The organism is Methyloversatilis discipulorum, assembly GCF_000385375.1.
Classification (GTDB): domain Bacteria; phylum Pseudomonadota; class Gammaproteobacteria; order Burkholderiales; family Rhodocyclaceae; genus Methyloversatilis; species Methyloversatilis discipulorum_A.
Genome location: NZ_ARVV01000001.1, coordinates 3329710 through 3344718, shown reverse-complemented (window position 1 = coordinate 3344718; position 15009 = coordinate 3329710). Strand labels below are relative to the sequence as shown.

At 68.9% G+C, this 15009-nt stretch carries 4 protein-coding genes; all 4 read left to right on the top strand.

What is annotated here, in order from left to right; translation table 11 throughout:
* Positions 1-54 precede the first annotated feature (54 nt).
* Complete coding sequence (locus METRZ18153_RS0115615; RefSeq protein ID WP_020165605.1) at positions 55-927, top strand: FxDxF family PEP-CTERM protein; 873 nt, start codon at positions 55-57, stop codon at positions 925-927.
* 60 nt (positions 928-987) lie between these two features.
* Positions 988-2523 (top strand): hypothetical protein, encoded by a 1536-nt coding sequence (locus METRZ18153_RS0115610; RefSeq protein WP_020165604.1) that lies wholly within the window; start codon positions 988-990, stop codon positions 2521-2523.
* A gap of 111 nt (positions 2524-2634) precedes the next feature.
* Positions 2635-4251 (top strand): ShlB/FhaC/HecB family hemolysin secretion/activation protein, encoded by a 1617-nt coding sequence (locus tag METRZ18153_RS0115605; RefSeq protein WP_020165603.1) that lies wholly within the window; start codon positions 2635-2637, stop codon positions 4249-4251.
* A 126-nt stretch (positions 4252-4377) separates the two neighbouring features.
* The gene (locus METRZ18153_RS0115600) at positions 4378-14994 is read left to right on the top strand and encodes a filamentous haemagglutinin family protein (RefSeq protein ID WP_020165602.1); all 10617 of its coding nucleotides are present in this window, start codon (positions 4378-4380) and stop codon (positions 14992-14994) included.
* Positions 14995-15009: the final 15 nt, after the last annotated feature.

Genomic DNA, 15009 nt, shown 5'->3' with positions numbered 1-15009 from the left:
GGGAGGTTCGGCGGACGCCGGATTCCACCCACGAAATTCTTCAAGGAGATTCATATGTTCAAGATGAAACTGCTGGCCGCCGTCGCTGCCATCGGCATGTCGGGCGCCGCCAGCGCCGGTATCAATGCGACCAGCACCGGCAATACCGAGCTGGTGTTCAATGCCTACGTCAATGGCGTCGGCTACACCTTTGATCTGGCTGACTCCGGATTCAACAGCCTGTTCGGCTCCAACGTCCGCATGAACAGCCTGATCGGTTCGTCGCACGTCGCCGGTACCAACGCGACCGGCGCTGCCCAGCTTGCTGCAACGACGGTGTCGCTGACGCAATCGCTGTCCGCCGGCGACATCGTGTTCGATGCGGCGTTGACTGGCTTCGACAGCTTCATGTCTGTCGCAGGTGGCGCGACGACGTTCAAGTGGAACGTGTGGTCCGGTGAGAGCTCGGGTATCCGTCGCATCATCCAGACGGTCGCCGATACGCCGACCCAGAAGCTTGAGACGAGCTCGATCAACACCGCGGTGTTCGCGTACTCCAACTTCGTGAATTCGAACAATCAGGGCGGCACCCACAACGCGAATGACGCGCTGGTCGATGGCTATCGTGTGACCACCGATCAGGATCCCGAGCTCGCTCGTGCTTACACCCTTGGATCCCGCCTCGCCGGCAGCTATGCCAGCTTCGGCGACTTCGGCGATGAGCTCGACATGTACGTCGTGCGGGGTTTCGGCAGCGGTGACGACGCGAACCTCGGCGGCTTCGCACAACTGGTTGGCGACAGCTCGCTGGCCGTGGCGGCCAAGGTCTATGTCGGCGATACCGGCGAGTACCGCCTGCAGATCGCCGTTGTGCCCGAGCCGGAAACCTACGCGATGCTGCTGGCCGGTCTTGGCCTGATCGGCTTCGCCGCCCGCCGCCGCGCCTGATCCTTCCCCTATCGCACTGAAGGTCGCGCCGCCGCGCGCGACCTGTCACGGAGACAGACCATGAAGCTGAAGTCCCTCGCATTCGCCTGCGCCATGATGGCCGCGGGTTCGTCCTTCGCCGCCGGCACCGTCAACATCGGCGGCGTCGCCCACCAGGTGGTGTACTTCTCCGGCGCCTCGGCCCCGGACAACTTCCTGAACGACATCGCCGAAGGCGTGCTGACCGGCATCACCTATTACACGGCCCCCAACTACCGCGCGTACGCCGGTGCCGCCAATGGCGTACCGGGTGTCACCAACGGTACCCGCGTGCTGTTCATCAAGCGCTCTGCCGGCGGTTCGGTGTTCGGTGTGAACCCGGTGGCCCGTGCGCAGCGCGTCAAGAGCATCGACGTGAACAACTGCACCAGCGGCGCCGGCACCAAGGCGTCGCCGTTCAGCTGCGCCGTGGTCGGTACCGACCCGGGCGAGCCGAACCACGCCGCCGCCAACAACGCCGGTCTGGTGATCGACTTCGGCGTGTCCGACGTCGAGCCGGCCATGTTCGCCGGCCCGCTGAACACCGAGAACGACACGCCCGCGCTGTCGCCGGACGAAGTGGCGCGCATGCGCGTGCAGCCGGTCAACCAGCTCATGATGGGCCTGGCCGCCACCAACACCGTGCCGGACACCACCTTCTTCTCGCGCTCCACCTACGGTGCGATGCTGAACGGCCAGATCCAGACCTGGGATCAGGTCGATCCGTCGCTGTCGGGCGATGTGGTCGTGTGCCGCCGCGTCGAAGGTTCGGGCACCCAGACCGCGTACAACTGGTTCTTCGGCAACTTCCCCTGCGCCTCCAACGAGGGCGGTTCTTACGAGCCGGCGCGCATGACCGACAGCTTCGGCTGGAAGACCGAAGGTTCGGGCACCGCCGCCGACCCCTACATCATCGATCCGTCGGCCGGTTTCACCGTGATCGAGAACTCGTCGTCGGGTAATGTCCGCTCGTGCATGCAGGCGGCCAACAACGGCACCGACTACACCTTCACCTCGTGGGATCCGGAAGAAGAGAAGACCAACACCTTCAAGGTGCCGTTCTCGAACGTCGGCCCGATGAAGGCGATCGCCACGCTGTCGCTGGATTCCTACACCAGCACCAATGGCTGGAGCTTCCGCAACCTGGATGGCGTCGGTACCTACAACGCCGCCACCCAGGCGCCGTCGGCCAACGCCACCGGCATCTTCCCGTCGAAGGACAACCTGATCAAGGGCCGTTACGACTTCGCAGTCGAACTGTCGATCCAGGACCGTTCGGTGCCGGTCACCAACGAGCAGGGCGACACCGTGCCGGCCATCGCCGGCGTGCAGAAGGCGTTCGCCGACGAAATCGTCAAGCGCGCCGGCTCGCCGCGCTTCACCGGCAACTTCGAGAACACCGGTGTCCAGGTCAGCACGCCGAACGCGTTCGCGTCGCTGCCGCAGTTCTACGCCGGCCTGACCGATGCCAACGGCAGCGAAGCCGATGGCAACGGCGTGCGCTATGCGGACCGCTTCGTGTCGAAGTTCACCCGCAACGCGAACACCTGCAGCCCGCTGCGCTTCCGCGGCAACTAAGCCGTACCCGTCCGCGCGGCCTCTGCCGTGCGGACGCCCGTTGCATCGCGGCCCGCCCCTGGCGGGCCGTTCCATTGATCGGCCCAGGTGGCCACGTCCTTTCCGGCATCCATGCACATCGCTGCCATCCAACGCCTTTCACTGCTGTTCGCACTGGCCTTCTGTCTTGGTACCGCATCGGCACGGACGCCCGAGGCCGCGGGCGAGACAGCCCGCTTCGACATCTACGAATTCGAGATCGACGGCAACACCGTGCTTCCGGCCGAAGCGATCGAGCGCGCGGTCTATCCCTTCCTCGGCGAGAAGCGCACGGCCGACGATGTGAACGCGGCCGTGGCCGCGCTGGAGAAGGCCTATCAGGACGCCGGCTATCTGACCGTTGCCGTCGGCATACCGGAGCAGGCCATCACCACCGGCGTGGTGAAGCTGGAGGTGACCGAGGGCCGTGTCGAGCGACTGCGCGTGACCGGCGCCGAATACACGCTGCCCAGCCGCGTGAAGGACGCCGCACCGTCGCTGGCCGAGGGTGAGGTGCCGCATTTCCCGGAAGTGCAGGCCGATCTCGGCCGCCTCGGGCGCAATCCGGACCTGACGGTGACGCCGCTGCTGCAGCCCGGCCGTGTGCCCGGTTCGGTCGCGGTTGAACTCCGGCTGAAGGACGACAACCCCTTCCACGGTTCGGTGGAACTGAACAACAAGCGCAGCGCCGACACCGATGCCGGACGCATCGAGGCGTCGATGCGCTACGACAATCTGTGGCAGCGCCGTCACTCGATTGGCGTCACCTACTTCGTGTCGCCGCGCGACCGCGAGCAGGTCGAGGTGTGGGGCCTGAATTACTCGGCGCCGCTGGGCGAGGGCATCATCGCCGCCTACTACGCGAAGTCGAACAGCAACATCCCAACCCAGTTCGACACCACCTCGCTCGGCACCGGCGACACCGCCGGCTTCCGCTACGTGCGGCCGCTTCCTGACCGGGGTCTGGGCTTCATCCACTCGATCAGCGTCGGCGCCGACTACAAGGACAACGACCAGGACACGCTGGGCATTGCTGGCACCGCCTTCTCGCTGAGCCAGCCGGTGCGCTACTGGGTGCTGTCGGGCCAGTACGGCATCACGCTGCCCTTCGAATCCGGTGCGCGACTGCGCCTGGGCGCAACGCTCAACGTCGGCTCGAACGCGATGAACGAACGCATCATCGATTGCAACGGCGTGCAGGCCGAGCAGTTCGAGTGCCGCCGCTTCGGCGCGCGTCCGTCCTTCTTCGTGTCGCGCTTCGAGATCGAGGGTGCCATGCCCTTCGCCGACGGCTGGGTGGCCAGCGGACGCATCGACGTGCAGCGCAGCAGCGACCCGCTGATCAACAGCGAACAGTTCTCGGCCGGCGGTTTCGACTCGGTACGCGGCTATCTCGAATCGGAGCGCCTCGGCGACGAGGGTGAGCGCGTGCGGCTGGAGTTGGCGACGCCGACGCGCCTGTTCTTCGACGACGCCTTCGGCCTGTCGGCGCTGCTTTTCTACGATTGGGCCGGCCTGCGCACCCGCGAGGCCTTCATCGGCCAGAACCCGCGTGCAGCGCTCGAAAGTACCGGGCTGGGCCTGCGTGCGAACGCACCCGGCGGCTGGAAGCTGCACGCCGACTGGGCCTACGCGCTGCGCGATGGCGCGGTCGGCCGTACGCGCGAAGGCGACCAGCGCCTGCTGATGAAGCTGGCCTACGAGTTCTGACGCAGCCGCGTCTGCCCATCCGGTCACGGTGCGGCGAACGCCGCGCCGCCTGGGTCATCGTCGCGTCATGCGCGATGCCGACACTGAACACGACGGCCCCTCGTCAGCGGGCCACAGGAGCACGACATGAACCGCGATCGCTACCGTCTGGTATTCAATGAGCTGAGCAACACCTGGGTGCCGGTGGCCGAAACGGTCAAGGCGCGTGGCAAGCGCGCACGCCGCGCGCTGAAGACCGGCGTGCTGGCGGCCGCCGTCGCCGCCGCGCTGAGCGGACCGGCGCAGGCCAATCGCAACCTGCCGGTGGCGCCGGTGGTCGGATCGCCCGGTTCGGCGGTGGCGGTGCCCGGCTCGGCCAGCATCAATGTGTCGGACCGTCGCATGACCATCACCCAGCACAGCAGCAATCCGGTGCTGCTGAACTGGCAGAGCTTCGACATCGCGCGCGGCCATGCGGTGCACTTCGATCAGGCCAGCAGTTCGATGCGTGCGGTCAACGTCGTGCTGCCGGGCGGGCCGCGCAGCGAAATCAACGGCTCGCTGACCGCAAGCGGCCAGGTGTTCATCTTCAATCAGGCCGGCATCCTGTTCGGCCCGAACGCCTTCGTCGACGTCGGTGGCCTGGTGGGTTCGTCGCTGAAGCTGAACGACGAACTGATGGAGCGCGCGCTCAATTCGCTCGGCTCCACGGCCGCTGCATTGGCGCCTTTCAGCGAGGGCGGCTACGCCGGCCGCGCGACCGGCGACATCACGGTGGCGCGCGGCGCCCGGCTGCTGGCAGCGAAGAACGGCCGCGTGCTGCTGGCCGCCCCGAACGTCCGGGTCGGCGCCGACGTCGATACCACCATCGATTCGCCGCTGACGCCGGCGCAGCGGGCCGCGCTGCCGGATGCGCGCATCGAGGCGGAAGAGGGCCAGGTGGTGCTGGCGGCCGGCGAGAAGGTGTATATCGCCGACCCGCTGGACAGCCGCCTGCGCGGCTTCCTGGTCGAAGTCGACAACGGTGGCACGGTGACCACGGACAAGGCGTCGGAACTGCTGTCCGACCGCGGCAATATCACGCTGGTCGGTCTCAACATCCGTCATGGCGGTGCGGCACGCGCAACGACGTCGGTCACGCTGAACGGCACCGTTTTCCTGAAGGCGCGCGACTCGGTCGAAGGCCGTCTGGTCGACGCGATGTTCCCGGACGCGGCGGCGCTGCCCGAGGGCTCGCAGGTGCCTATCGGTCAGCGTACCGGCAGCATCGAACTGGCGGCCGGCGCGGTGATCGAGGTGACGCCGGACGAGGCGTCGCGCACGCAGACGGCGCGCGACGACGCGCTGTTCCGCCGCTCGGAAATCAATCTGTACGGCCACACCATCGTGCTGGCCGACGCCGGGGCCGACGGCGTCGGCGTGACGCTGCGTGCGCCGTCCGGCCTGCTGCGCATGACCGCCGAAGCCGATCCGCGCTCGGCGGCGCAGACGCTGCCGCAGCGCGACAGCGGCTCGCGCATCTATATCGGCGCGGGCAGCGTGATCGACCTCGCCGGCCTGAACGCGGTGGCCGATGCCGATCGCGAAATCGTGCGCGTCGAACTGCGCGGCGACGAGGTGAAGGATTCGCCATTGCTGCGCGACCCCGCCTACGGCCGCAAGCTGTTCGGCAAGGAAATCTGGGTCGATACGCGCAGCGGCACCCAGCTGTTTGACATCGGTGGCTACATCGGCGGCATCGAGCGTACGCTGGACGAGAAGATGACCAGCGGCGGCCAGTTCGTCGCCCATTCGCAGGGCGACGTGCTGACCCATTCCGGCAGCCGCATCGATCTTTCGGGCGGCACGGTGACCTACCGCGCCGGCGAGGTGAACTACACGCTGGTGCAGTCGGCCGACGGCCGCACGCAGGCGGTCGAGAAGGCTGTCGGTGACCGCGTCTATACCGGCACCGTGGACCGCACGCGCAGCGTGGCCGAAGTGGTCGAGGGCCGCGACGCCGGTGAAATGAAGGTGACCGCCTTCGGCATGGCACTGGACGGCGCGGTCAAGGCCGAGCGCACAGTTGGCATCACGCAGCGCGAACTGGGTACGCGCTGGCTCGGCCCGGGCAAGTCGGAAGTCACCGGCTCGCCGCAGGCCGGCCGCATCGATCTCGAACTGCGTCTGATCAATGGTGTGCAGGCACAGGACACGCGCTTCGTCACGTCCACGACCTCGCGCACGCTGAGCGCGGACGGCGCCCAGCCGGAAGAGCTGTGGTTGCGCAGCGACTGGTTCACGGCCGGTGTCGGCAGCTTCGAGCTGAGCGGCGCCGGCAGCGTCGTGCTGCCCGAGGATGTCAGCCTGACGCTGGGCCCGACTGCGCTGCGCGGCGCCGACGGCAAGTGGAGCGACGGAAGCCGCCTGGCGATCAGCGGCACCGACTTCACGATCAATGGCCGCATCAGTGCTGCCGGCGGCTCCGTCAGCCTCGACACCGATGGCCTGGTCGACAGCGCACCGCGCGTCGACCGCAACATCGTGGTCGGCAGCAAGGCATCGATCTCTACCGCCGGCCAGTGGCAGCGCGATACGCGCAGCACGGCAAGCGGCTATGTCGCGAAGGACGGCGGCAGCGTTACGCTCGACGCCGATAACGATCTGGTGCTGAGCGCCGGAGCCGTGATCGACGCCTCGGCCGGCGCCTGGCAGACCGTGGCCGGCCGCACCTCGCTCGGCGATGCCGGCACGGTCGCACTCGGTGCCGGCTTCGAGGTCGGCAGCGGCGACTTCGGCAGTGGCGCCACGGTCGGCTCCTACACCGGCAACCTGCAACTCGATGGCCGCGTCAGTGCCTACGCTGCCAGCCTGCAGGGGCGCAGCGGCGACAGCGGCACGCTTTCGCTGCGCAGCGCCGCGGTGGCCATCGACGGCGGCGACACCCGACTCGAAGGCGACACGCTCTACCTGTCGCCGACGCTGTTCTCCGCCTATGGCTTCGGCGACATCACGGTGGCCGGCGGCAATCTGGTCGAACTGGGGCGCGAGGGTGCGGCGCTCAGTCTGACTCCGCAGCTCGTGACCCGTGCGATCGACGGCGTCGGCAGCGCATCGCGCACATCGCTCGACGGGCTCGGCATGCTGGCCATCATGCCGCGCGCCTTCCGCGACGAGGGCATGCGGCTGGCGTTCGAGTCGGCATCGGATCTGCTGGGCACGGTGCGGGTGCATGAAGGCACGCGGATCGCCGTCGATGCCGGCGGTGAGATCGAACTGAGCGCCAATCGCAGCCTCGAAGTCGCCGGCCAGCTCACGGCCCCCGGCGGCCGCATCGCGCTGCGCATGGCCGAGCCGCAGCAGGACGATATCTATTACGGCGCGTCCATCTTCGTCGCGCCGAGCGCGAAGCTGGACGTCAGCGGCACTTTCGTCGCCACGCCGAATATCCCCTACGTCGACGGCACTCTGTACGGCGGCGGCACGATAGACATCGCGGCACGGCGCGGCTATCTGGTGATCCAGGAAGGCGCGGAACTGCGCGCCGACGGCAGCAGCGCGGTGCTGACCCAACGCATCGGTTCCTTGGGCACGCTGACGCCGACCCGCATCGATTCGTCCGGCGGCCTGATTGCGCTCAATGCGCGCGAAGGTCTGTACGCCGATCCACTGCTGTCCGCGAAAGCGGGCGGGGCGAATGCCTACGGCGGCGCGCTGTCGGTGACGCTGGACCAGGGCAGCAACAACTGGGGCGATCTGCTGTCGCTGCCGCCGGCGCTGACCGGCCCGCGCACGCTGGACATCGTGCAGTCGGGCAACAGCGGCTCGGCCGCCTTCGTACCCGGTGCGGCACCGAGCCCGGCGACCTATGCCGGGCGCGGCGTGTTCGCGCTCGACGCACTGGACGGCAGCGGCATCGCCGACCTGACGCTGGCGGTGCGCGGCAATGGCGGCAACGCTGGCACGCTGCGCTTCGGCGAGGACGTGACGCAGGCCGTGTCCGGCCGCATGTTGCTCGACGCGGCCAATATCGCCGGTGCCAACGGGGCAGACGTGAAGCTGTCGGCCGCGGTGCTCGACTGGACCAATGTCGGCCGCGTGCAGCAGAACCACACCCGGCCGACCGCGGTGCAGGCGGGTGACGGCACCCTCACGCTGTCGGCCGATCTGATCAACGTGGCGGGCAATCTGGCGGCCAGCCGCTTTTCGAAGGTGACGCTGGCCGCACAGGGCGACCTGCGTGCCAGCGCTTCGCCGGCCTATCTGAGCGACGGCGCGCGCCTTGTCACCAGCGGCGACCTTACGCTGCGTGCGGCCCAGGTCTATCCGACCTCGGCGTCGAACTATGCCTTCGAAATCCACAACAACGCGAGCGGCACACTGCGCGTCGAATCGTCCGGCCGTGCGGCCGGTCCGGTGTATTCGGCGCTCGGCACGCTGACGCTGGCAGCACCGCACATCGTGCAGGACGGTCGCCTGGTCGCGCCGTTCGGAAACATATCGCTGCAGTCGCAGACCATCACGACGACCGACGCCGGCAGCACGCGCACGGCGACCGCGGGCGGCACGGTCGAACTGGCTGCCGGCAGCGTCACCTCGGTGTCGGCCGACGGCTTGCTGCTGCCCTTCGGCCAGACCGCACTGAGCGGTCGCGACTGGCTCTATCTGGTCGGCACCGACGGACGCATCGAACTCGACGGCACGCCGCAGAAGAGCATCACGCTGAACGCCGACAACATCGTGCTGCGGGACGCCGCCGACGGCGAGGCCAAGGCGCTGGTCGATCTGTCCGGCGGCGGCGATCTGCAGGCCTGGGAATGGATCGCCGGCAGCGGCGGCTCGAAGGACATCCTGGCTGGCGCGAAGGACGCTTACGCCATCGTGCCGTCCATCGGCAGCGGCTATGCGCCGTACGACCTGTCGGCCTGGTCGGAGGAAGCCAATGGCCTGCAGATCGGCGACGCGGTGCAGATACTCGCTTCGGCGAACGGCCTGCCGGCCGGCACCTACACCTTGCTGCCAGCTCGCTACGCGTTGCTGCCGGGTGCTTTCCTGATCACGCTGAAGCCGGGCGACCAATCGCTGGCCGCCGGCCAGTCCATGCTGCGTCCGGATGGCACGGCCCAGGTCAGCGTGCGTGCTGCGCAGGCGATGAGCGGTTCGAGCACGACCAGCGGCAAGGCCTTCACCGCCGAACTGCTGAGTGGAGAACAGGTGCGCACGCGCGCCGAATACCTGATATCGAAGACCGGCGACGTGTTCGACGACGGCCGCAGCACGGCTGACGCCGGTCGCCTGTCCCTGCAGGTCGGACGTTCGCTGGCGCTCGACGGCGTGCTCGACACGACACGCGCGACCGGTGCGCGCGGTGCCCAGGTCGACATCACGGCGCAGGCGCTCGCCCTGCTCGGCGAGGGCGCAAGTGCGCGCGACGGCGAGGTCGGCGTATCGGTCGCCCAGCTCAATGCGCTCAATGCGGAAAGCATCGTGCTCGGTGGCACGCGCGGCGGCAGCGACGAGGACAGCGGCGACACGCTGGTCGATGTACGACAGTTCGACGCGGCCGGGCAGTTGATACGCGGGGCGTCCACTGTGCGCGTCGACAACGCGGCCGGTCCGGCGCTTACCGCGCCCGATCTGGTGCTGGTGGCGCGCGACTCGGTAGTGCTGGAGGCGGGCAGCCAGGTGTCTGCCAGCGGCGCGATCGGCGGGACGGATGCGCAGGCGCTGCGCATCGCCGGCAGCGGCGCCGACGCCGATGGTGCGGCACTGCGCGTCAGCGCCGCCGACAGCGCGCTGATCGGGCGCGACACGCCGACCGGCGCACGCGGCGAACTGGTGTTGGGGGACGGTGCGCACATCGAAGGCCGCGGCGTGGTGCTCGACAGCACGCGCGACACGCGCAACCTGGGCGCGGTCATCGCGCTGCCGACCGAAGGCGGGGCGCTGGCGCTGACCGCCTCGACCATCAGTGTCGGCGAGGTCGGTGCCGACGCGCCGGGCCTGCGTTTCGACAATGCGCAGCTGGCCGCACTGGGCGATCCGTCGCGACTGACCCTGCGTGCCTACGGCAGCCTGAACATGTATGGCGACGTGACGCTGGGCAGCGAATCGCTGGACCTGTTGCGCATCGACGCCGCCGGCATCGTCGGTCACGACAACGCCACGCTGACGCAGCACATCGTGGCGCGCGAGGTACAGCTGACGAACTCGTCGACATCCGCGACGGTGCTGCCGGCGACCGCTGGCAGCGGCACGCTGGCGGTGAATGCGCAGACGATAGTGCTGGGTGCGACGCCGGACGCCACCAGCGACGCGCGTGGCTTTGCAGTAAAGGGCTTCGACGCGGTAACGCTGGGCGCGCAGAAGGGCGTGCGTTTGTCCGGCGCCGGCAACCATCACTTCGCCGCCAATACGCTCACCATCAGCACGCCGCAGGTGTCGGCGGATACCGGCGCCAGCACGCGCATCAGCAGCGACGGCGCAGTGGCCATCCAGGGCGGCGGCACGGCATCGACCGTGCAGGCTGGCGTCGGCGCCTCGCTCGCTGTCGATGCGCAGCGCATCGACGTGGCTTCACGCATCGTGCTGCCGTCGGGTCGCATCAGCCTGAGCGCGGCCGGCGACATCCAGCTGGCCAGCGGTGGCACGCTCGACGTCGCCGGTACGGCCAAGGACTATCTGGGCAAGACGGTCACGACTCCGGGCGGCGACGTCGCGATCATGTCACGCGCAGGCAATATCGCGCTGAGCAGCGGCGCGCGCGTCGACGTGTCGGCGGCGGGCAGCGGTAGCGCCGGATCGGTCACGCTGTCCGCGCCGGAAGGCGACATCGAGGTCGCGGCCGGCGTGCTGCGTGCGCAGTCCGCAGGCGGTGCTTCCGGCGGCGGCTTCTCCATCGACACCCATTCCGCAGCGAGCCTGGACGGCATCGCTGCGCTGACCGGCGAGTTCACGCGCAGCTGGCAGGCGCGTGTGCGCGACGGCGACACCCGCCTCGATGCCAACGTGAAGGCGCAGACCATCGCGATTTCGGCCGACGCCGGTTCGCTCGCCATCGGCGGCACGCTGGACGCTTCGGGCGCCGAGCGCGGTGGTCGTATCGAACTGACGGCGCAGCGCGCGCTCGACCACGTCGATGGCATGACGACCGGCGCTGGCGACCTGGTGCTCGAAGCCGGCGCGAAGCTGGACGCACGCGCCACCGAGTACGTGGCCGAAGCGGTCGGTACGCGTGGCGAAGGCGGCACCGTGGTGCTCGAAGCCAGTCCGCGTGCCGCCGGTGGCGAAAGCGGCCCGGCACAGGGCGGCCGGCTGCGCATCGTCGACGGCGCGCAGATTGCGGTCGGTACGACGTCCAAGGTGGTGGGCGGCGTCGAACAGGCCAGCGCCGCGCGCGATGGCCAGGTGTGGCTGCGCGCCGAGCGCACCGGCAACACGGCGGTCGCCATCGACGGCAACCTGCCGGCGGCGATCGACGGCGCGCGTCATGTTTTTGTCGAAGGCACGCGCGTCTATGGCGGCAGCACGCTGAACATGGCGGCGGCGCACGCCGACGCCGCGGCGATGACGACGACCGCGGCCGTTGCGGCCACCCGCGAAGCACTCGGTCTGCCGACGACCGATGCCGCCGGCGATACGCGCTATCACGTGCGCCCGCACATCGAGTTCCGCGGCGAAGGCGACTTCAGCATCGCCGCCACCGATCTGGCGAGTTTCACTTATTCCGGCGGCACCGAGGCGGCGTCGCTGACCGTGCGCGCGGCCGGCGACCTGAACGTCAATGGCACTCTGAGCGACGGTTTCGGCCGACTGACGACCAGCAGCCAGACCATCGTGCTCGGCGCGCTCGCCGATTCGGGTCTGACGCAGAGCCGCTTCGCGCTGGGCACGCGCGACACCGCGTGGTCGATCCGGCTGGCGTCCGGCGCCGACCTGTCGGCGTCGAATGCGCTGTCGCTGCAGACGCTGGATGCGCTGACTGCAGCCGACAGTGGCGACCTGGCGCTGGCCGCCAACACCCAGGTACGCACCGGCGCCGGCGACATCGAAGTCGCCGCCGGCCGTGACCTCGTGCTGGGCAATCGCGCGGCGATCTATACCGCCGGCTATCAGGTGGCGCGTGGTGCCGAATTCGGCACACAGACCCTGCTCAACCTGAATGGCTCCGGCAACCGCCAGGCCGAGTACGCGACCGACGGCGGCGACGTGGCGGTGCGCGCGCAGCGCACGATTTCTGCGACCGAAGCGAATGGCATCGTCGGCGACTGGCTGCTGCGCCAGGGCGCGCTCGACGCCAACGGCAACTTCCTGGCCGGCAGCAACCAGCGCAACACCACCTGGTATGCGCGCATCGACCAGTTCAGCCAAGGCGTGGCGACCTTCGGCGGCGGCGACATCCGTGTCAGCGCCGGCGAGGACATCCGCAATCTGGGCGTCTACACGGTATCGAACGGGCGCCTGTCGGGTACGGCGGGCAACGCGCCCGATGCCGCAAACCTGACCGTACTGGCCGGCGGCGACGTGGCCATCCGTGCCGGTGGCGACATCTCGAGCGCCATCATGATGGTGGATCGCGGCGTGCTGACCGCGCAGGCCGGCGGCGCCTTCGACAGCGCACGCGGCAATGGCGCCGGTTCGGTACTGCTGCTGGGCGAGGGCTCGGCAAAGCTCGCCGCGGCCGGTGCCATCAATCTGGAAACGATCGCGTCGTCGACCGCGGTGCGGCAGGCGAGCAATACGACGACGTCGAACCGATCGAGCTACTTCTTCCGCTACGGCGCCGACAGCCGCGTCGATCTGCTGAGCTTCGGCGGTGCGGTCGACCTGGCGAACAATCCGCTGCCCTGGGGCACGCTCGCGCTGTGGGAGGGCAACGCGCCGCTGCTGCCGAGTTCGCTGAACGCGGTGGCGATGGGTGGCGACCTGACGCTGGGCAATGGCATGGTGCTGCTGCCGGCGGTCTATAACGACCTGCTGCTGGCCGCCTCGGGCAACCTGAAGCTCAACACTGCCGATGGCGGCGTGTCGGCGATCAAGATCGCCGACAGCGATCCGTCGCGTGTGCCCTCGCTGCTGCGGCCGGCTGCCAACGCGAATAATGTTTTCTGGGTAGAGCTGGCCAATCCGAACGTGGTGTCCGGTCTGCGTGCGCACGATGCCAACCTGAACGCCAACCGCGTGGTCGAGACGGTGCGGCTGGTGGCCGAAGCCGGCGACATCCGTGTGCCGGCGGTCAGCGCCAACCTGCCGCTGGTGATCAATTCGCCGCAGCCGGTGCAGGTGGAAGCCGGTGGCGACATCGAGAACCTGACTCTGCGTTCGCAGCATTTCAGCGACAGCGACGTGACGCGCGTACGCGCCGGTGGCGACATCACCTTCACGGCAGTGACCGACTCGGCCGGTACGCCGGCCAGCAATGTGGCCGAAGGCATACAGACCGGCGGGCGCGGCAAGCTCGAGGTGATGGCTGGCGGCAGCATAGACCTCGCCAACTCCTTCGGCATCGTTACCCGCGGCAATTACGACAACCCGTGGCTGGACGAGGCCGGCGCTTCCATCCTGGTGCAGGCCGGCAGCGCCCGTTTCGATGGCGCCGCACTGCTGGCTGCGCTGCGCGGATCGAACGACCTGTTCGATGCCATCATGCTGTCGCTGTCCGGTGCGTCGTCGATCGACACGCTGCTGGCGGGTCCGGCCGGCAGCACCTTCGGCCGCATCCGCAGCGAAGGGCGCGCATTGCTGGCGGCGCGCATGCAGGAACTGGATGCCGCCATCGTGCAGCACATGCGCGCCGGCGGCGCCGATCCGCAGGCCAGCGACGCCCAGCTGATCGCCGCTTTCGCTGCGCGGCCGGCGGCCGAGCGCCAGCGCTTCTTCGAAGCGCAGCAGCCTCTGCTGTCGGCCTTGCTCAATGCCGGACTGAATTACGCCGGCAAGCTGGGCGACGCGCTCGGTGCCGGCAAGGACGGCTATGCGCCGGGCGTGGCACTGATCGAGGCGGCTTTCCCGCAGGCCAACGAGGCCGGCAACATCAACCTCTTCTTCAGCCAGGTGAAGTCGGAACAGGGCGGCGCGGTGAATCTTTACGCGCCGGGCGGCAGCATCAATGTCGGTGTGGCCGGCGCCGGTGCCAGTTCGGCCAGTGCGTCGCGACAGGGCGTGTTCGCCATCGGCGCGGGCGAAATCAATGCGGTCGCCGGCAGCGATTTCCAGCTCGGCCCGTCGCGCGTGTTCACGCTGGGTGGCGGCGACATCCAGATCTGGTCGAGCTTCGGCGACATCGACGCCGGTCGTGGCTCGCGCACCGCATCGGCGACGCCGCCGCCGCAGGTGCGCATCCGCGGCGATCTGGTGGTGCTGGACATCAGCGATTCGGTGTCCGGCTCCGGCATCGGCACGCTGAAGAAGTCGCCCGACGTGCGCGATGCGGACATCCGGCTGTTCGCACCGTCGGGCGCGGTGATCGCACTGGACGCGGCGATCCGCTCGTCCGGCAACATCACCATCGGTGCCGACCGCGTGCTGGGCGACTCGATACGCGCCGGTGGCTCGATCAGCGGTTCGGCGACCGTGGTGGCTGCCGCGCCGGCGGCACCGCCGGCCGCGCCGCCGCCGTCGGAAGCGAACAAGGCGGCCGACCAGGGGCAGGGCGCCGCGGCATCCGGTCAGAAGGAAGAGCGCGACCGCAGCTCCATCCTGACGGTCGAACTGGTCGGACTGGGTGAGGAGAGCACGGCTGCAGGCTGCCGGCCGGACGACGAGGAGTGCGGCAAGTCGCTGTGAGCGCGTCGGCGAGGT

What these genes read in the sequence shown, in the direction of transcription:
- METRZ18153_RS0115615 (WP_020165605.1), top strand. Translation starts at nt 55, where the DNA reads ATGTTCAAGATGAAACTGCTGGCCGCCGTCGCTGCCATCGGCATGTCG.
- METRZ18153_RS0115610 (WP_020165604.1), top strand. Translation starts at nt 988, where the DNA reads ATGAAGCTGAAGTCCCTCGCATTCGCCTGCGCCATGATGGCCGCGGGT.
- METRZ18153_RS0115600 (WP_020165602.1), top strand. Translation starts at nt 4,378, where the DNA reads ATGAACCGCGATCGCTACCGTCTGGTATTCAATGAGCTGAGCAACACC.
- METRZ18153_RS0115605 (WP_020165603.1), top strand. Translation starts at nt 2,635, where the DNA reads ATGCACATCGCTGCCATCCAACGCCTTTCACTGCTGTTCGCACTGGCC.